Origin of the sequence: Leifsonia sp. McL0607, from assembly GCF_049993355.1 — a bacterium.
Taxonomy (GTDB): Bacteria; Actinomycetota; Actinomycetes; order Actinomycetales; family Microbacteriaceae; genus Leifsonia.
In genome coordinates, this window is sequence record NZ_CP188253.1 from 3,067,405 (window position 1) to 3,084,647 (window position 17,243).

A 17,243-nucleotide genomic window follows, 5' to 3' on the forward strand; every position below is an offset into this window, starting at 1 on the left:
GTCCTTTCTTCTGCCTGACGACAACGCTACTGCGCCCTCGGAATTCCGCAACGAAGCTGAGGCTGGGCTAACGGAGACGACCCGTGGGCGGGTTAACCCCCGCAACGATCCGGCGGTGGGCGGGATGGGCGGCGCCGGGGGCGGACCAGGAGGCTGGAGTCATGCAACACCGACTCCGCCGCCCTCGTGCGACGGGCATCTCCGCCGCCCTGGTCGTCGCGCTGGCCGGGACCCTCGCCGGCACCCTGGTGGCGTGCTCGGGCCAAGGTCCGGCACCCCTCGACACTGCAGGGCACGTCGACTTCGACACACCGCTGCCCATACCTCCACGTGCCGTGCCGACGGTCGGGCCGGACGGCGAGAAGACGTTCGACCTCGATGCGCGAGCCGGCACGACCGAGTTCAGCCCGGGGAAGAAGACGACGACCTGGGGGTTCGACGGCGCGTACTTGGGGCCGACCATCGTGGCCGACCGCGGCGACCGGGTCCGGTTCCGGGTGACGAACCATCTCGCCGAGGAGACCAGCGTGCACTGGCACGGGATGCACCTGCCGGCACGCATGGACGGCGGACCACATCAGATGGTCTCCCCTGGGGAGGTGTGGGAGCCGCATTGGACGATCGACCAGCAGGCGGCCACGCTCTGGTATCACCCGCACCTGCACGGCCGGACCGAGCAGCAGGTGCAGCTCGGGATGGCCGGGATGTTTCTCGTGCACGACGCCGTCGAGCAGGGGCTCGGGCTGCCGTCGCGGTACGGCGTCGACGACATCCCGCTGATCGTGCAGGACAAGCGGTTCGCTCCCGACGGTCAGTTCAGCGACGACGTGGCTGGGTTCGTCGGTCCGATCGGCGACACGCTCGTGGTCAATGGCGCCGTCGGTCCCTACCTGGACGTCACGACCGGCCTGGTGCGGCTGCGCCTCCTGAACGCGTCCGCAGCGCGCACCTACGATTTCGGGTTCGCCGACCGTCGTGGGTTCCAGTTGATCGCCTCCGACGGCGGGCTTCTGGCGGCTCTCGCGGATCGTCAGCGCGTCCGGTTGTCGCCGGGGGAGCGCGCCGAGATCGTCGTGGCAGTCCAGCCGGGCGAGCGGGTGGTCCTGCGCTCGTTCCCACCCGACCTCGGTCTCGCGAACGGGGCGGAGGAGAACGCGGGATCGGACACGCTTGACGTGCTTGAGCTGCGCGCCGCCTCCGCCCTTGCGCCGAGCGCCTCGATTCCGCTGACGCTCGCGCCGATCGTGCGGTTCGATCCGGCGGACGCGACGGTGACGCGGACATTCCGGTTGAACGGGCATCAGATCAACGGGAAGAAGATGGAGTCGGGCCGTATCGACGAAACGGTCACGGTGGGAGCCCTCGAGCGCTGGGTCGTGACGAACACGATGGACATGCCCCACAACTTCCACGTGCACGACGTCCAGTTCCAAGTCGAATCGATCGGCGGTTCTGCCCCGCCTCCGGATCTCTCCGGCTGGAAGGACACCGTCTACCTGCCCCCGCACACCGAGCTGCGCCTCCTGATGCGGTTCGCGGACTACACCGACCGGAACGCGCCCTACATGTACCACTGCCACCTTCTGGCGCACGAGGACGAGGGCATGATGGGCCAGTTCGTGGTCGTGAAGCCGGGGCAGACCGCCGGAACCGTTCCTGAGGACACCACCGCGCCGCGAGGCGGCAGCGGCCCACGAGAGGAGACGACCCATGAGCACTGAGACCCCGATGAGCGGCGAACGGCCCGGCGAGACAGTTCCGTCTGCCAGTCTGGTCTCTGTGACCGCCTCCACCGTCCCTCCGGCGACTGCCGAGCGCACGACCTACGGGTCGCTGTGGCGACGCGTCCCCCGGGAGCTGGGCTTCCTGCTCCTGACGATGCCGATCGCGATCATCGGGCTGTCCGTGCTCTCGTCGCTCTTCTGGACCGGTCTCGGCACCGTCATCATCTTCGTGGGCTTCTTCATCGTCGTCGCGACCTTCTACGTGGCGCGCGCATTCGGAACGGTGGAGCTGACCCGGCTCGACTGGGCGGGCGCCCGCGCCGTCCCGCGTCCGGTGTGGGAGCCCGCCGACCGACCGCGCACTTTCTGGCGGGTCATCTTCGGCCCGTGGGCGAACGGCCACTACTGGCTGTACCTCCTGCACGGGATGATCATCAACCCGATCGTGAGCGTGATCAGCTGGAGCATCACGATCACCTGGACCGCAGGCGCGCTCGGGGGGCTGACCGGGTGGATCTGGCAGGGCTTCATCCCGACCGGCACCCGGGACTTTTTCCTCTCCCGCGTGGTGGCGGACGCCGTCTTCGGCACCCACTCGACGTTCGATCCCGTCGCGGGCGACCGCATCCTCTACCTGATCTTCGGCGTGGTCTTCGCCGCGACGCTGCCGTTCGTGACGCGCGGCCTCACGCTGCTGCACCACGCGATCGCGCACGGAGTGCTCGGGGCGTGGCGCTCGGAGGCCCTGCAGCGCGAGGTCGCCGACCTCTCCGCCCAGCGGGGTGCAGCGGTCTCCGCGGAGGACCAGTCGCTGCGCCGACTGGAGCGCGACCTTCACGACGGCCCGCAGCAGCGCCTGATCCGCCTCCAGATGGACATCGCGTCGGCCGAACGCAAGCTCGTGGACGACCCGGAGGCCGCGGCCGCCCTGCTGGCCGAAGCGCGCAAGCAGGCGGGCGACACCTTGGAGGAGCTGCGGGCGCTGTCGCGCGGGTTCGCGCCGCCGATCCTGCAGGACCGTGGACTGCAGGCAGCCGTCGAGTCGCTGGCCGCACGGAGCACCATTCCGATGATCGTGGAATCGTCGCTGGAGCCGGGGGAGCGGTTCAGCCCGGAGGTGGAGCGGAACGCTTACTACGTCTTGGCGGAGCTGTCGGCGAACCTGGCGAAGCATTCGGGAGCCACCGGAGCCCGGCTGGTGCTGGACCGCAGCCTGGATACGACGGGCCGGGCGTGGCTGTCGGTGTGGCTGACGGACAACGGGAACGGCGGCGCGGCGATCGTCGCTGGGCACGGGCTGAGCGGCCTGACAGAGCGCGTGCACGGCCTCCGCGGGGAGTTGACGGTCGACAGTCCAGCGGGCGGGCCGACCCTGATCGGGGCACGGCTGCCGCTCGCGTGATGGGAACTAGGGTGGTGGCGTGCCCGCCACCACCCCGCTCCGTCTCGTCGTCGCTGACGACTCCGTCCTGCTGCGCGAAGGCCTGGTCCGTCTGCTCGACGAGGCCGGCTTCGAGACGGTCGGCGCGTTCGGCGAGGCCGACTCGCTGCTCGCGGCCCTCCCGTCGCTGCAGCCAGACGTCGCGATCCTCGACGTGCGGATGCCCCCGACGTTCCGCGACGAGGGCGTCCGCGCCGCGCTGGAGGTGCGGTCGTCGTTCCCCGGGGTGGGCGTGCTGCTGCTCAGCCAGTACGTGGAGGGCACCTACGCTCAGGAGTTGCTGGCGAGCGGCCGCGGAGGCACCGGCTACCTGCTCAAGGACCGTGTCGCGTCACTCGAGGAGCTGCGGGACGCGGTGACGCGCGTCGCCGCGGGCGGCACGGTGCTCGACCCCGAGGTGGTGCGCGAGCTGCTGGTCCGCCGGACGGACCCGCTGGAATCGCTGACCCCGCGCGAGCGCGACGTGCTCGGCCTGATGGCGGAGGGCCGCACGAACGCGGCGATCGCCTCCCGCCTGGTCATCGGCGTCGGCGCCGTGGAGAAGAACGTGACGTCGATCTTCCAGAAGCTGGGGCTGGAGGACTCGGGGGACGACCACCGACGGGTGTTGGCGGTGCTGGCGGTGTTGCAGCGGTGAGCTCAGCCGCCGAGGGGCACGCAAACGCCCCTACACGGCCCAGATAAGGGCGTGTACGTGCCCTTGGATGCAGGAGACGTCGCAACGGAGGGGATGACGGGATTCGAACCCGCGTAATCAGTTTGGAAGAACGTCCCGAGGCATATACCAGCGTCAACCACCGCAATCCGTCGGCCACCGCTAAGCTCCGTTTTCTTGCTGTTTTACTGGGAATCTCGACATTTGAGCGGTGTGTCTCGGAGGACGCCGGATCGCGTCGGCGGAGCGCGGTGACGGGGATTTGGCGGGGTTTTCCGCTTACGAGGCAGCGCCGCCCATCTCCTCCCAGAACACTTGACTGACTTCGCGCCCATGTGGCTGGATCCGCTGGGGCGTAGATCGTCTGGTTCAGTGTCAGATTGCGAGTGTTGTCGGTGGTGTCGGAACTCGAGCCGTTCGTCGCCCCGCTGGCAGCTGCTGCCGGAGCGGCTACCGAGACAGCCGCGCTTATGGTTGGGCTAGTTCCAAGCTCAGAGAATGTGGCGATCTCCGCCACACCTACGCGTCGCTGATGTTCGCGGCAGGCTTCAAGCCCTACGAGGTCAGCCGGTGGATGGGCCACGCGAACGTCTCGACGACGGACGGCATCTACGCCCACCTCTACCCCTCCGACTACAACGAGCAAATCGCCCGGTTCGACGCGTTTGTCGCAGAGGCGTAGACGCGGTTGACCGATACTCTCTGAGCATGGCTCAGACTCGTAAGCCCTGCCCAATATGTCTAGGGACCGACTCCAAGATGACGGTCGAGGACGTGACGCCCTACTGGGTGCGCAAAATTCTCGCAGAGCGATTGAACGACCCGTCGAGACGTCCACCGAGGATAAAGCTCAAGGTTTGCTCGAATTGTAATAGTGCGATGAACGATGCGTTCGAGATTCCGTGCAGACCCATAATCGAGACTCTCATACGGGGTATCGATTCTCTGGTCTTGACTCAGAAGCAGATGACCCTGGTGTCCGCATGGGTGACCAAGACAGCGCTAGTTGGTTCATTGGGTGACCCTGCGCTCGACTCAAAATCAGCCGAGGCCATTCGACTGGAGCTAGTCGAACTAATCAACACCGGACGTCCGTCGCCTTACATCTCTGTGCGGATTGGATATTGGTCGATGGAGGAGGAGCCACCGCAGCAACGGTTTCGGCAAGTGCGAGCTTTTGCGATTCCCCACAGCGTTAAGAATGCGGAAACATTCAACATCGACCCGAGCTTTGGCTGCCTCAAGTGGGAGGTCCTTGGGTCAAAGATTCGCGACTCGACTCCCATTGAAAGGCTCGCACGAGTTGAAAACGATGGTGACCGCCTTTTGAGGATTTGGCCTCTGCCTGAACCGGATCGCGTGGCTTCCTGGCCGCCCGATAAGCACCTCGACATTGCGACCGTGAATGCACACTGGGCAGCTTGGCATTCGCCCTACTACAGCACCTATAGAGAGGCATCCTGGCGGAACTAGTACGGGCGGAGGGGTCTTGGAGGGGATTTCGTTTTTGGCCCTTGGAGCCATGACCCGTTTCGCCCAGTGTTTATAAGGGAGGGGATGACGGGAATCGAACCCGCGTAATCAGTTTGGAAGACTGAGGCTCTACCATTGAGCTACATCCCCGAAGGCCACCCTGCTGCGGACGGCCGACGACCATCGTAGTACACGCGAGCGACTGCTCGCGTGCAGTAGACTTGCGCACGGTCTTTCGCACCGCAGAAGCCGGGGCGTAGCTCAGCTTGGCTAGAGCGCCCGCTTTGGGAGCGGGAGGTCGCAGGTTCGAATCCTGTCGCCCCGACGAGGACCTCGTTCCTTGCGAGTAGACCATCGTTCGATCATCAGGAGACCCCAGACATCGTGAAGACCACGGTCGAGAAGCTCAGCCCCACCCGCACCAAGCTCACCATCTCGGTGACGCCGGAGGAGCTGGAGCCGTCCATCAAGCACGCTTACGAGCACATCGCCGAGCAGGTGACCATTCCCGGTTTCCGCAAGGGCAAGGTGCCGCCGCCCATCATCGACCAGCGGGTCGGCAAGGCCGCCGTGCTCGAGCACGCGGTCAACGAGGGCCTCGACACCTTCTACCGCCAGGCGGTGGAGGAGAACGACGTGCGTCCCCTCGGGCGTCCGGAGGCCGACATCACCGAGTGGCCGAACGAGAAGGACTTCTCGGGCGACCTGCTGCTGACCATCGAGGTCGACACGCGGCCCGAGGTCACCCTCCCCGACTTCGGTGACATCACGCTCACCGTCGACGCGGCCGAGGTGTCCGTCGACGACGTCGAGGAGGAGCTCGACCGCCTGCGCGGCCGCTTCGGCACGCTGGTGACCGTCGATCGCCCCGCCAAGACCGGTGACTTCGCGCAGATCGACCTGGTCGCCATTATCGGCGACGAGGAGGTCGACACGGCCGCGAACATCTCGTACGAGCTCGGCTCGGGCGAGCTGATCGAGGGCATCGACGAGGCGCTCGACACGTTGACCGCCGGCGAGACCACCACCTTCGAGGCCCCGCTCATGGGCGGCGACCACGAGGGCGAGACCGCGCAGATCACCGTCACACTCAACGCCGTCAAGGAGCGCGAGCTCCCGGAGGCCGACGACGACTTCGCGCAGATCGCCAGCGAGTTCGACACCATCGGCGAGCTCCGCACCAGCCTGCGCACTCAGGTCGAGCGCGCCAAGGCGTTCGGGCAGGGCTCGGCGGCGCGCGACCAGCTGGTCGACAAGCTCCTCGAGCTGGTGGAGATCCCCGTTCCGGCGTCGCTGGTCGAAGACGAAGTGCACCGCCACCTCGAGCAGGAGAACCGCCTCGAGGACGACGAGCACCGGGCCGAGGTGACCGAGTCGAGCGAGAAGACCTTCCGCACGCAGATTCTCCTCGACGAAGTGGCGCAGACCGAGAACGTCAAGGTCAGCCAGGACGAGCTCACCCAGTACCTCGTGCAGGGCGCCTCCCAGTACGGCATGGACCCGAACGAGTTTGTCAAGATCCTCAGCGAGAACGGCCAGATCCCGTCGATGGTCGGCGAGGTCGCCCGCAACAAGGCGCTCGCGATCATCCTCGGCAAGACGGAGGTCGTCGACAGCAACGGCAAGAAGGTCGACCTCTCCGAGTTCGTCGCCGTCCCCGAGAGCGACGACGAGGAGGCCGCCGCCGACGAGGCAGCGGACGACGAGGCAGCGGACGACGTCGCTGCCGAGGCCCCGGCCGAGGAGCCGGCCGCCGACGAGAAGCCGAAGAAGCGCGCCGCCAAGAAGAAGGCCGAGTAACACCCTTCCACACGAAGGCCGGGCACCCCGCGGGGCGCCCGGCCTTCGTGTTGTCCGGACCATCCAGTTGACAGAACACGCCGTGTGGAGGACGGCCGAGGCGGCGTGTCCTGCCAGCTCGTTGCGCGTAGCGTGTGCGCAGCGGCGAGGGAGGCGACGGACGGTGGACGAGTGGCGGCAGCGTGTGGACGCGGTGTGGGCTGCGGCGGACGACCTGGGGGAGGAGCGCACGACGGAGGCCATCGACGCGCTCGTGGCCGAGCGCGCGGCCGACGACCCGGTCGCTCTCTTCGAGACGGCCAGTGCGCGCGACTTCGCCGGCCGGGAGGCGGAGGCGGAGGCCCTCTACCGCGCAGCCCTCGCCAACGGCCTCGCCGAGCCCGAGCGCGGACAGGCGATCGTCCAGTTGGCCAGCACGTTGCGCAACCTCGACCGCCCCGACGAGTCGCTCGCGCTGCTGCGCGACTTCCTGCTCGCGGAGCCCGAGCATCCCCTCGCCGACGCCGCACGGGCGTTCGCGGCGCTCGCACTCTTCGACGACGGCCTCCCCGCGGATGCGCTGCGGGAGGCGCTCGGCGCGCTCGTCCCGCACCTGCCGCGCTACGGCCGCTCCGTGGAGGCTTACGCCGCCGCCCTCGACGACGACCGCTGAACAGCCGCCGCCGCCCGCGACACCCACTCTGCCCAGGGCGAACAGCGCGGAATTGCGCTCCGGCCTCCGATAGATTCGATGCCAAGCGACAAAGGAAACGGAGCGAACATGGCCGACATGGGTATCCAGCCCAGTGTTTTCGACAGACTGCTGAAGGACCGCATCATCTGGCTCGGTTCCGAGGTGCGCGACGAGAACGCCAACGAGATCGCCGCGAAGCTGCTGCTCCTGGCCGCAGAAGACCCGAAGCGCGACATCTACCTCTACATCAACTCGCCTGGCGGATCCATCACCGCGGGCATGGCGATCTACGACACGATGCAGTTCGTGCCGAACGACATCGTCACGGTCGGCATCGGCATGGCCGCCTCGATGGGGCAGCTGCTCCTCACGGCAGGCACCAACGGCAAGCGCTACATCACGCCGAACGCGCGCGTCCTGCTGCACCAGCCGCACGGTGGCTTCGGCGGCACCGCGAGCGACATCCAGACGCAGGCCCAGCTCATCCTCGACATGAAGAAGCGTCTGGCCGAGATCACCGCTGCGGCGACCGGCAAGTCGGTCGAGCAGATCAACGCCGACGGCGACCGCGACCGCTGGTTCACCGCTCAGGAGGCCCTGAACTACGGCTTCGTCGACCACATCCGGGAGTCCGCACTGGACGTCTCGGGCGGCGGCGGCACCGACCAGGAGCCGAAGTAGGAACCGCCGGAAGGATAAGGACATCACTATGAATACCCCCATGCTCGGCGGCTCCGCCCTCGGCGGCGCCCAGGCACCAGGCGCCCGCTACATCCTCCCCAGCTTCGAGGAGCGCACGGCCTACGGCTACAAGCGCCAGGACCCGTACGCCAAGCTCTTCGAGGACCGCATCATCTTCCTCGGCGTGCAGGTGGACGACGCCTCCGCCGACGACATCATGGCCCAGCTGCTCGTGCTCGAGAGCCAGGACCCGGACCGCGACATCGTCATGTACATCAACTCGCCCGGCGGCTCGTTCACCGCGATGACGGCGATCTACGACACGATGCTGTACATCCGCCCGCAGATCCAGACGGTCGTCCTCGGTCAGGCCGCGTCCGCGGCCGCCGTGCTGACCGCGGCCGGCACGCCTGGCAAGCGCCTCGCGCTTCCGAACGCGCGCATCCTGATCCACCAGCCCGCCGTCGGTGAGGCCGGCCAGGGGCAGGCGTCCGACATCGAGATCCAGGCCAACGAGATCATGCGCATGCGCACCTGGCTGGAGGAGACGCTTGCGAAGCACTCCAACCGCTCGGTGGCGCAGGTCAACAAGGACATCGACCGCGACAAGATCCTCTCGGCCGAGGACGCCCTCGAATACGGTCTGATCGATCAGGTGCTCACGAGCCGGAAGACGCTCCCCGCGCTCGTCAAGTAGAACGGGGCATGCCGGTACGGACGAACGGGACGGTCTCTTCGATGACCGTCCCGTTCGTCGTGTCCCGGCCCCGGCCCCGGTCCGGCCCGACGGCGGAGGGTGACCGCTGGCCCACGGCCATGCACCGGTCGCGCAGCTCCCGCGTGACGGCCTTGAGCCCTCGCCGGGCGTGAGGCTCCTCGTGGGTGAGAACGGGAGTGGAATATCCATCGTCGTCGAGGGGATCGCATTTGCCGACGAGCTGCTGCCGGAGGGCGGGATGCCGGGGTTCCGGACTGGGCACGAGTCACTCTCCATCGTCTGCTGTCGGCATAATGGCGGGCACAGCGTGTCGAATACGCACTGGTGCGCGCCATTGTCGTCGTCACGGGTTAGGCTCGACCAAGAGACTTGAAGAAGGAGGGGGAGACGGATGGCACGCATCGGGGAGAGCGCCGATCTGCTCAAGTGTTCCTTCTGTGGCAAGAGCCAGAAGCAGGTGCAGCAGCTGATCGCCGGTCCTGGCGTGTACATCTGCGACGAGTGCGTCGAGCTGTGCAACGAGATCATCGAGGAGCGTCTCGCCGAAGCGGGCGAGGAGGCCTCTGGCGACTTCGACCTCCCGAAGCCGAAGGAGATCTTCGGCTTCCTGGAGGAGTACGTCATCGGCCAGGAGCAGGCCAAGCGCGCGCTGGCTGTCGCCGTCTACAACCACTACAAGCGGGTGCGGGCCAAGCAGACGCTCACGTCGGCCGACGTCATCGACGACGTCGAGATCGCCAAGTCGAACATCCTGCTGATCGGCCCGACCGGCTGCGGCAAGACGTATCTGGCCCAGACGCTCGCGCGCCGGCTCAACGTGCCGTTCGCCGTCGCCGACGCCACCGCGCTAACGGAGGCCGGCTACGTCGGCGAAGACGTCGAGAACATCCTCCTCAAGCTCATTCAAGCGGCCGACTACGACGTCAAGCGCGCCGAGACCGGCATCATCTACATCGACGAGGTCGACAAGATCGCCCGCAAGGCCGAGAACCCGTCGATCACGCGCGACGTGTCCGGCGAGGGCGTCCAGCAGGCGCTCCTCAAGATCCTGGAGGGCACGGTCGCCTCCGTACCACCGCAGGGCGGCCGTAAGCACCCGCACCAGGAGTTCATCCAGATCGACACGACGAACGTGCTGTTCATCGTGGCCGGCGCGTTCGCGGGGCTCGAAGACATCATCTCGTCGCGCGCGGGCAAGAAGGGCATCGGTTTCGGCGCCCCGCTGCACTCCAAGGGCGACGACATCAACCTCTTCAGCGAGGTGCTGCCAGAAGACCTGCACAAGTTCGGGCTCATCCCCGAGTTCATCGGGCGTCTCCCCGTCGTCGCGACGGTCACGCCGCTCGACCAGGACGCTTTGATGCAGATCCTCACCGTGCCGAAGAACGCGCTCGTCCGCCAGTACCAGCGCATGTTCGAACTCGACGGCGTGCAGCTCGAGTTCGAGGACTCGGCCCTGGAGGCGATCGCCGACCTCGCCGTGCTGCGCAAGACCGGCGCCCGTGGCCTCCGCGCGATCATGGAGGAGGTGCTCGGGCCGATCATGTTCGAGGTGCCGTCGAGCTCCGAGGTCGCGCGCGTCGTCGTCACCAGGGAGGCCGTGCTCGAGAACGCGGCGCCGACTATCGTCCCGCACCGTCCGCGGCGCGAGGAGAAGTCGGCGTAATCGCCTTCGGGGTGATCAGGAACTCCGGCGCCTTCGTCACCATCAGCCACGCCGGCAGGATGGCCAGCGACAGGATCGGCAGCACCAGCAGGTTCTGCGTCACCGCTACGCCGATGAAGATCGCGATCCAGCCATCGCGGGTCACGGCGAGAGTGATCCCCATGACTGCCGCAGCGACGGCGACCGGAAGCGGGACCACCGGGACGATCGCGACGGCGAGCGTCCCGAGCGCCGCGCCGATGAAGACCGCAGGGAAGACGCGTCCGCCGCGGAAGCCCGCGCTGGCGGCGACGAGAAGGGCGACCAGTTTCACGACGACGATCAGCACGAGCTGCGCAGTGGAGTAGTCGGCCCGGTTCACGACGAGCGTGCCCATCTGCTCGAGCCCCTTGAACAGCGTGATCGGGCCGCCGATGGCGCCCACGAGTCCGAGGACGATGCCGCCGGCCAGGGTGATCAGGAGCGGATGGCGCAGGGCGTGGAACGCGCGGTGGACCAGCGGGAAGAGCACGGCTCCGAGCAGCCCCAGCGCGGTGGCGACGGCGCCGATGATGAGTGCTGCGAGAACATCCCAGCCGGTCACCTGGGTGTAGGCAGGCATCGGAATGGCCAGGTGCGGGTGCGCGAGCAGGGTCATGGTCAGTGAGCCCGCGGCGGCCGACACGAGCGGGAGGAAGAGCTTGTCCCAGAGTGCGCCGCCTCCCCTGACCGCTGCGACGATGCCGGTGAAGACGAGCGCGGCCGCCACCGGCGTCCCGAACAGCGCACCGATGGTTCCGGAGGCCGCCATCAGCATGACGAGCCGGGACGGCACCGCTTTCCAGATCCGCCCCACCAGCGTGACGAGGATGCTCACGTTGATCGCGATGATCGGGTTCTCCGGTCCGAGGCTGACGCCGCCGGCGAGTCCGAGTACGGCCGCGAGCGCAAGCGACGGGACGATACCGATCCGCAAGGGGGCGGCGACCAGGTCCGTGGTCGCGGAGTCCGGCCCGGCGTGCCCGGGGACGAGCCACACCGTCAGTCCGACCGCGAAACCGGTGACGGTGAGGATCAGGACGATCCACCAGCCGGACGACGGGTCGACGCCGAGCGCGGCGGGCAGCGTCTTCCACACGCCGTCGTCGATGACGCCGGCCACCTCGTCGACGACCCAGAGCGTGAGGGCGCTGATGACGCCGATCAGGACGGCCGGAATCGACAGCAGCAGGAGCGAGCGCACCGAGGGCACGGCGAGTTCCGGTTCCGGCTCAGTCGACGTCATGCTGCACCCCTTCCCGCGTCGCGCTCAGACCGCGTTGCGCTCAGGCTAGAGCTCTGCGCGGGAAGGGGGCTAGGACGTGTCTCAGCCGTCGAGTCCGCGACGCTTGAGCAGCGGCTCGATCACGGCGTCGCGACCACGGAAGTCGCGGTACGCCTCCAGCGGGTCCTTCGAACCGCCGACCCCGAGCAGCCGCCGGCGGAACCGGTCGCCGTTCTCACGCGTCAGTCCGCCGTTCTCCTTGAACCACTCCACGGTGTCGGCGTCGAGCACCTCGCTCCAGATGTAGGAGTAGTACCCCGCGTCGTAGCCTCCGGAGAACGTGTGCGCGAAGTAGGTGCTCGCGTATCGCGGCGGCACGGCAGGGTTGTCGAGGCCGACAGCTGCGAGGGCCGCGGCCTCGAACGCTGCGACGTCGGTCACGTCGTCGTCGGCCGTGAGGGCGTGCCAGGCCTGGTCGAGCAGTGCCGCGGCCAGGTACTCACTGGTGGCGAAGCCCTCATTGAACGACTCCGACGAGTGCAGCCGGTCGATGAGGTCCTGCGGCATCCGCTCGCCGGTCTGGTGGTGCACAGCGTAGTTGGCGACGATCTCCGGCCACAGCATCCACATCTCGTTCACCTGGCTCGGGAACTCGACGAAGTCGCGGAACACGTTGGTACCGGCGAACTTCGGGTACGTCACGCGCGCGAAGAGACCGTGGAGGGCGTGCCCGAACTCGTGGAAGAGCGTGTTGGTCTCGTCGTAGGTCAAGAGCGTGGGCTCGCCGGAGGCCGGCTTGGGGACGTTGAGGTTGTTGACGACGACCGTGGGGTAGTCGAGCAGCGCCGACTGCGAGATGAGCGGGTTCATCCACGCCCCGCCCCGCTTGGAGTCCCGCGTGTACAGGTCGAGGATGTAGAGCCCGACTCCGGTGCCGTCCTCGTCGCGCACCTCGAAGACCCGCGCTTCGGGGTGGTACGCGACCAGGTCCGGACGCTCCTCGAACGTGATGCCGTACAGCTGGGTCGCGGCGTAGAAGACGCCGTCGTGCAGCACGCGCTCCGCCTCGAAGTATGGTCGCATCGCGGCGAAGTCGACGTCGAACTTCTCCTGGCGAACGGTTCCGGTGAGCGCGGCCCAGTCCCAGCTCTGCACAGTCTCGCCGTCGCCGAGCAGCTTCTGGAGGTCGGCCTCCTCTGCACGAGCGTTGCGGGCGGCGGGCGGTGCGAGCCGCCCGAGCATATCGGCAACAGCCTGTGGCGTCTTCGCCGTCTCGTCGGCGGTCACGAACGCGGCGTGGGTGTCGAAACCGAGGAGGCGGGCGCGCTGAGCGCGCAGCCGGGTGATCTCGAGGACGAGCTCGCGGTTGTCGTGCTCGCCGCCGTGGATTCCGCGGGACCGCGAGGCGACCATGATCCGTTCACGGGACTGCCGGTTGGTGAGATTCGCCAGCCAGGGGTGCCCGGTGGGCAGCACGAGGGCGACGACGTACGAGCCGTCGAGTCCGCGGTCGCGGGCCGCCTCGGCCGCTGCGGAGAGCTCGCCTTCGCCGAGGCCGTCGAGCTCCTCCGCCGAGTCGAAGACCACGGCAAGCTCATTGGTGTCCGCGAGGAGGTTCTTCTCGAATCGCGTCGTCAGCGTCGACAGTCGCTGATTGTAGTCGCGCAGCAGCTCCTTCTGCTCGTCGTCGAGCCCGGCACCCGCGAGCGTGAACTCCGTGTAGTAGCGCTCGATCAGGTAGCTGCCCTCCGCGTCCAGCCCGAGGGAGGCGCGGCGCTCGTGGAGGTCCTGGATTCGACGGTAGAGCGCCGGGTCGAGCCGGATGGCGTCCTGGTGCGCGGACAGCAGGGGAGCGATCTCCTCCTCCAGTGCGTTGGTGAAGTCGGTGCTGTCGGACGAGCTCTTGTTGAAGAAGACCTCCGCGACACGCTGCAGCGTCTGGCCCGAGCGCTCGAGGGGGATCATCGTGTTCTCGAACGTCGGCGGCTCGGTGCCGGCCGTGATCGCCTCGATCTCGGCGAGCTGCTCGGCGAATCCGTGGTCGAACGCGGGGCGATAGTGCTCGTCGCGGATCTCCGCGAACGGAGGGAGCTGATACGGGAGCGCGCTGGGGGAGAGGAACGGATTCGGGGTATCTGCCATTGGACCAGCCTAAATGCGCGCGGATGCGATCCCACAGACTTGCTTGCAAAGAGTTAATTGCAAAACTCCGATTGCAAAGGTTTAGTTGCAAAGAACCCTTTGCATAGCTATTCTGGTCGCATGTCCTCCGACGAGACCACCCCCGCAGCGGCTGACGACTACGAGCCGCACTTCGAATCGATCGGCATGCCGGCCCTCCGGGCGCTGGCGCACCCCCTGCGTGTCGAGATCATGAACGAGCTCTCCGACTTCGGCCCGGCGACAGCGTCGATGCTGGCGGAGCGGCTGGGGGAGTCGAGCGGGTCCACGAGCTACCACCTCCGTCAGCTCGCCAAGCACGCGATCGTCGTCGAAGACGCCGAACGCGGGAGCGGCCGTGAGCGTTGGTGGCGCATGGCCGCGGGCGGGGTGACGATCGGCGGCCCCGAGACGCTCGAGACGCCAGCCGGTCGGGAGATCACCGAGCAGATCTCGCTCAACTGGCAGCAGAACAACGAACGACGCCTGGGCGCGTTCCTGCGCCGCGGGCTCGACACCTTCGGCATGGAGTGGGTGGAGGCCGCGGCGCTGTCCACCTCCCACCTCGAGGCGTCACGTGAGCAGCTCACCGAGCTGGCCACCGAGTACTACAAGCTGATGAACCGCCTCAAAGAGAAGTGGAAGGCCGAGCCGACCGGCGATCGCAAGCGCATCCAGGTTCAGTTCAACGCCTTCCCGCTCGTCGAGCAGGAGCACCGATGAACAGTGCCACGCCGACGCGCACCAGCCTCGGCGGCGGGTTCGGCCGGCTCTGGTCGGCCGCGATCGCGAGCAACCTCGCCGACGGCATCGGCCGCACGGCCGTTCCGCTGATCGCAACCACGCTGACCCGCGACCCGGCTCTGATCGCCGGGCTGACCGCCGTCACCTTCCTGCCGTGGCTGCTGTTCGGCATCCCCGGCGGGATGCTGCTCGACCGCGTCGATCGGCGCGTCGCGATGGCGGTGGCCAACGGCCTCCGTTTCGCCGTCGCCGCGCTGGTCGCCCTGCTCATCGCCACCGACAGCCTCACGATCTGGAGCCTCTACGGCTGCGTGCTGCTGTTCGGGCTCGGGGAGACCGTGTTCGACAACGCTACCACGACCGTTGTGCCGAGCCTGGTGACCCGCGGCCAGCTCGACCGTGCGAACGGCCGCATGCAGTCGGCGGAGATCGTCGTGCAGAACTTCATCGCGACCCCGATCGCCGGTTTCCTGTTCGCCGCCGCGATCGCGCTTCCGATGTGGCTCACCGGAAGCGGGTTCCTCATCTCGGCCCTGCTCGTGCTGACCATCCCGGTCGCAGCCGCTCGTGCGCACCTGGTCGGCGCCCAGCACGGCGACGAGGAGGCCGCGCCGCGACCGGGCATGAAAGCGGTCGTCCGCTTCCTGTGGGACGACCGGTTCCTGCGGAAGATGATCATCCTCACCTCCATCACGGCCTCAGCGCTGTCGTTCGCGCAGGGAAGCGTCGTGCTCCTGCTCCTGCAGACCTACGCGCTGCCCGCCTCCCTGGTCGGCGTCGTCACGGCCGCGGTCGGTGTCGGAGCGCTGATCGGAGCGCTGCTCTCCAGCGGATTCGTCGCCCGCTTCGGCCGGGGCCAGGTGATGTACGTGTCGATGCTCATCAGCGGGCTCGGCATCGTGGGCGTCGGACTCACCGGCAACGTTGTGGCGGGGGTCCTCGCCTACGCCATCGGCGCGTTCGGAGTCGCCGTCTGGAACGTGCCGTGGGGCGCGTTGCGGCAGGCGATCATCCCGGGCGCAATGCTCGGCCGGGCGATGGGTATCGTCCGCACGATCGGCTGGGGGCTCACGCCGATCGCCACGGTGCTGGGCGGCTTCGTCGCCCGCATCGACCTGCGGCTGCCGTTCGCCATCGGCGGCGCGATCGTCGTCGTGCTCGCGCTGATCGCCACGCGCCTCCTGCTCAGCGCCGGCCGCTACGGGCACGCGCAGGCCTCCGCCTCACCATCGCCGGATGACCAGAACCACGACCAGACCATCTCGGAAGGAACCGCATCATGACCGCCATCACCATGCCTGTGCCCCGGCCCTTCAGCCACCGCGCAGCACTCCGGCTCGGTCGCGCCCTCACCGCGTGGGGGATGCGACAGCCCAAACGACAGAACCGTCACGCTGAACTCGTGTCCGCCGCTGAGCATCACCGTGATCGCGCGGCTCGCGTGCTCCCGCAGCTTCCGCGCTGAACGCGGCGCGGGAGGCGGAGGCTACACCTCGTCGTAGTCGGAGGGCTCGGTCTCGACCACCTGGGTGATCGTCGCCGAGTCCTCCGCTTCGTTGTAGCGGATCACCGTGCCGTCGTCGAGCTCGACGACGGGCTTGCCCTCCAGCCAGGTCAGCGTCCAGCGCCAGCCGTCGGTCTCGACGTCAGTGGCGGTCAGCTCATCTTCTACCGTGGAGACCGCGTAGGTCACCACTTCCGGGAGGGTCGCGGGGGGCGTCTCACCGATGCCCCAGCGGGTGCCGAGCTGCATCAGGCCGTCTCCGCGCTCTGGGCAGCGACGAGGTCGATCTCGTAGGTGACCCAGCCGGTCTTGCTGGCGACCTCGTCGTACACGCGCTGGGCATCGGAATTGTCGATCGCGGTGATCCACTGGACGACGCCGAGCCTGCGCTGCTCGGCGAGCGCCCGGACCGCGGCGATCAGCTGGTGGCCTACACCCTTGCCGCGCTCGTCCTCCAGAACGTAGAGATCGTCGAGGAAGAGCCCGCGGTCGCCCTCCAGAGGGCGTGCGAACTCGCGCACGTGGGCCAGCCCGACGATGCGGTCGCCATCGACAGCGACGTAGCCCTGCTCCTCGTGCTCGGTGTCCGTGAGCCACGACCAGAGCACGAGCGCTTTCTGGTCGGTCAGCTCGGTGTCGTAGAACTCGGCGTACTTCGCGTAGAGATCGAGCCAGGCGAAGAAGTCGCCATCCTTGACCGGTCGAACTTCGATCGACATCAGTCCCTCCGTTCGGCTTCCCTGCCCGGCCTGGAGCACGGG

At 67.7% G+C, this 17,243-nt stretch carries 16 protein-coding genes and 2 tRNA genes; 13 read left to right on the plus strand and 5 right to left on the minus strand.

Features of this window, described 5'->3' with window-relative positions; all coding sequences use genetic code 11:
* The first annotated feature begins 161 nt into the window (after window positions 1–161).
* The 4 genes from ACPPVW_RS14835 (at window position 162) to ACPPVW_RS14850 (ending at window position 4,502) form a co-directional block, all read left to right on the plus strand.
* On the plus strand, window positions 162–1,721 hold the full coding sequence (locus ACPPVW_RS14835) for a multicopper oxidase family protein (protein WP_426623858.1): 1,560 nt from the start codon (window positions 162–164) through the stop codon (window positions 1,719–1,721).
* Entirely contained in the window at window positions 1,711–3,126 is a 1,416-nt protein-coding gene (locus ACPPVW_RS14840) for a sensor histidine kinase (RefSeq protein WP_426623859.1), read from the plus strand. The genes ACPPVW_RS14835 and ACPPVW_RS14840 overlap by 11 nt, the downstream gene beginning before the upstream one ends.
* Before the next feature lie 19 nt (window positions 3,127–3,145).
* A complete protein-coding gene (locus ACPPVW_RS14845; RefSeq protein ID WP_426623860.1) occupies window positions 3,146–3,802 on the plus strand; it encodes a response regulator in 657 nt (218 codons plus the stop codon).
* A 397-nt stretch (window positions 3,803–4,199) separates the two neighbouring features.
* A complete protein-coding gene (locus ACPPVW_RS14850) occupies window positions 4,200–4,502 on the plus strand; it encodes a tyrosine-type recombinase/integrase (RefSeq protein ID WP_426626316.1) in 303 nt (100 codons plus the stop codon).
* An 870-nt stretch (window positions 4,503–5,372) separates the two neighbouring features.
* On the opposite strand, the gene ACPPVW_RS14855 is transcribed toward ACPPVW_RS14850, so the two are convergent.
* Window positions 5,373–5,443 (minus strand) — tRNA-Gly (locus tag ACPPVW_RS14855).
* Between the two features lie 100 nt (window positions 5,444–5,543).
* On the opposite strand from ACPPVW_RS14855, the gene ACPPVW_RS14860 reads away from it, so the two are divergent.
* The 6 genes from ACPPVW_RS14860 (at window position 5,544) to clpX (ending at window position 10,831) form a co-directional block, all read left to right on the plus strand.
* Window positions 5,544–5,618, plus strand: a tRNA-Pro gene (locus tag ACPPVW_RS14860).
* 59 nt (window positions 5,619–5,677) lie between these two features.
* The gene (gene tig, locus ACPPVW_RS14865; RefSeq protein WP_426623861.1) at window positions 5,678–7,093 is read left to right on the plus strand and encodes a trigger factor; all 1,416 of its coding nucleotides are present in this window, start codon (window positions 5,678–5,680) and stop codon (window positions 7,091–7,093) included.
* 163 nt (window positions 7,094–7,256) lie between these two features.
* The gene (locus ACPPVW_RS14870; RefSeq protein WP_426623862.1) at window positions 7,257–7,745 is read left to right on the plus strand and encodes a tetratricopeptide repeat protein; all 489 of its coding nucleotides are present in this window, start codon (window positions 7,257–7,259) and stop codon (window positions 7,743–7,745) included.
* A 108-nt stretch (window positions 7,746–7,853) separates the two neighbouring features.
* On the plus strand, window positions 7,854–8,447 hold the full coding sequence (locus ACPPVW_RS14875) for an ATP-dependent Clp protease proteolytic subunit (protein ID WP_426623863.1): 594 nt from the start codon (window positions 7,854–7,856) through the stop codon (window positions 8,445–8,447).
* 28 nt (window positions 8,448–8,475) lie between these two features.
* Window positions 8,476–9,144, plus strand: coding sequence for an ATP-dependent Clp protease proteolytic subunit (locus ACPPVW_RS14880; RefSeq protein WP_426623864.1), 669 nt, complete (start codon window positions 8,476–8,478; stop codon window positions 9,142–9,144).
* Window positions 9,145–9,556: 412 nt separating this feature from the next.
* Entirely contained in the window at window positions 9,557–10,831 is a 1,275-nt protein-coding gene (gene clpX, locus ACPPVW_RS14885) for an ATP-dependent Clp protease ATP-binding subunit ClpX (RefSeq protein ID WP_426623865.1), read from the plus strand.
* Here the strand turns inward: clpX and ACPPVW_RS14890 are convergent.
* Together ACPPVW_RS14890 and ACPPVW_RS14895 are read right to left on the minus strand one after the other, a co-directional pair.
* Window positions 10,788–12,095, minus strand: coding sequence for an ion channel protein (locus ACPPVW_RS14890; protein WP_426623866.1), 1,308 nt, complete (start codon window positions 12,093–12,095; stop codon window positions 10,788–10,790). The genes clpX and ACPPVW_RS14890 overlap by 44 nt on opposite strands.
* Before the next feature lie 81 nt (window positions 12,096–12,176).
* Window positions 12,177–14,216 (minus strand): M3 family metallopeptidase, encoded by a 2,040-nt coding sequence (locus tag ACPPVW_RS14895; protein ID WP_426623867.1) that lies wholly within the window; start codon window positions 14,214–14,216, stop codon window positions 12,177–12,179.
* 120 nt (window positions 14,217–14,336) lie between these two features.
* Here ACPPVW_RS14895 and ACPPVW_RS14900 point away from each other — a divergent pair, with 120 nt between their 5' ends.
* From ACPPVW_RS14900 to ACPPVW_RS14910, 3 genes are read left to right on the plus strand one after another with little or no spacing between them, the layout of a single operon-like run.
* Complete coding sequence (locus ACPPVW_RS14900; RefSeq protein WP_426623868.1) at window positions 14,337–14,957, plus strand: helix-turn-helix domain-containing protein; 621 nt, start codon at window positions 14,337–14,339, stop codon at window positions 14,955–14,957.
* Complete coding sequence (locus ACPPVW_RS14905; protein ID WP_426623869.1) at window positions 14,954–16,261, plus strand: MFS transporter; 1,308 nt, start codon at window positions 14,954–14,956, stop codon at window positions 16,259–16,261. The genes ACPPVW_RS14900 and ACPPVW_RS14905 overlap by 4 nt, the downstream gene beginning before the upstream one ends.
* A complete protein-coding gene (locus tag ACPPVW_RS14910) occupies window positions 16,258–16,443 on the plus strand; it encodes a hypothetical protein (protein WP_426623870.1) in 186 nt (61 codons plus the stop codon). The genes ACPPVW_RS14905 and ACPPVW_RS14910 overlap by 4 nt, the downstream gene beginning before the upstream one ends.
* Before the next feature lie 21 nt (window positions 16,444–16,464).
* Here ACPPVW_RS14910 and ACPPVW_RS14915 read toward each other — a convergent pair whose 3' ends face one another.
* A complete protein-coding gene (locus ACPPVW_RS14915) occupies window positions 16,465–16,731 on the minus strand; it encodes a hypothetical protein (protein ID WP_426623871.1) in 267 nt (88 codons plus the stop codon).
* Window positions 16,731–17,201 (minus strand): N-acetyltransferase family protein, encoded by a 471-nt coding sequence (locus ACPPVW_RS14920; protein WP_426623872.1) that lies wholly within the window; start codon window positions 17,199–17,201, stop codon window positions 16,731–16,733. The genes ACPPVW_RS14915 and ACPPVW_RS14920 overlap by 1 nt, the downstream gene beginning before the upstream one ends.
* Window positions 17,202–17,243: the final 42 nt, after the last annotated feature.

Coding starts and splice junctions, on each gene's coding strand:
- ACPPVW_RS14835 (WP_426623858.1), top strand. CDS start 162: ATGCAACACCGACTCCGCCGCCCTCGTGCGACGGGCATCTCCGCCGCC.
- ACPPVW_RS14840 (WP_426623859.1), top strand. CDS start 1,711: ATGAGCACTGAGACCCCGATGAGCGGCGAACGGCCCGGCGAGACAGTT.
- ACPPVW_RS14875 (WP_426623863.1), top strand. CDS start 7,854: ATGGCCGACATGGGTATCCAGCCCAGTGTTTTCGACAGACTGCTGAAG.
- ACPPVW_RS14880 (WP_426623864.1), top strand. CDS start 8,476: ATGAATACCCCCATGCTCGGCGGCTCCGCCCTCGGCGGCGCCCAGGCA.
- clpX (WP_426623865.1), top strand. CDS start 9,557: ATGGCACGCATCGGGGAGAGCGCCGATCTGCTCAAGTGTTCCTTCTGT.
- ACPPVW_RS14890 (WP_426623866.1), bottom strand. CDS start 12,095: ATGACGTCGACTGAGCCGGAACCGGAACTCGCCGTGCCCTCGGTGCGC.
- ACPPVW_RS14895 (WP_426623867.1), bottom strand. CDS start 14,216: ATGGCAGATACCCCGAATCCGTTCCTCTCCCCCAGCGCGCTCCCGTAT.
- ACPPVW_RS14900 (WP_426623868.1), top strand. CDS start 14,337: ATGTCCTCCGACGAGACCACCCCCGCAGCGGCTGACGACTACGAGCCG.
- ACPPVW_RS14905 (WP_426623869.1), top strand. CDS start 14,954: ATGAACAGTGCCACGCCGACGCGCACCAGCCTCGGCGGCGGGTTCGGC.
- ACPPVW_RS14910 (WP_426623870.1), top strand. CDS start 16,258: ATGACCGCCATCACCATGCCTGTGCCCCGGCCCTTCAGCCACCGCGCA.
- ACPPVW_RS14915 (WP_426623871.1), bottom strand. CDS start 16,731: ATGCAGCTCGGCACCCGCTGGGGCATCGGTGAGACGCCCCCCGCGACC.
- ACPPVW_RS14920 (WP_426623872.1), bottom strand. CDS start 17,201: ATGTCGATCGAAGTTCGACCGGTCAAGGATGGCGACTTCTTCGCCTGG.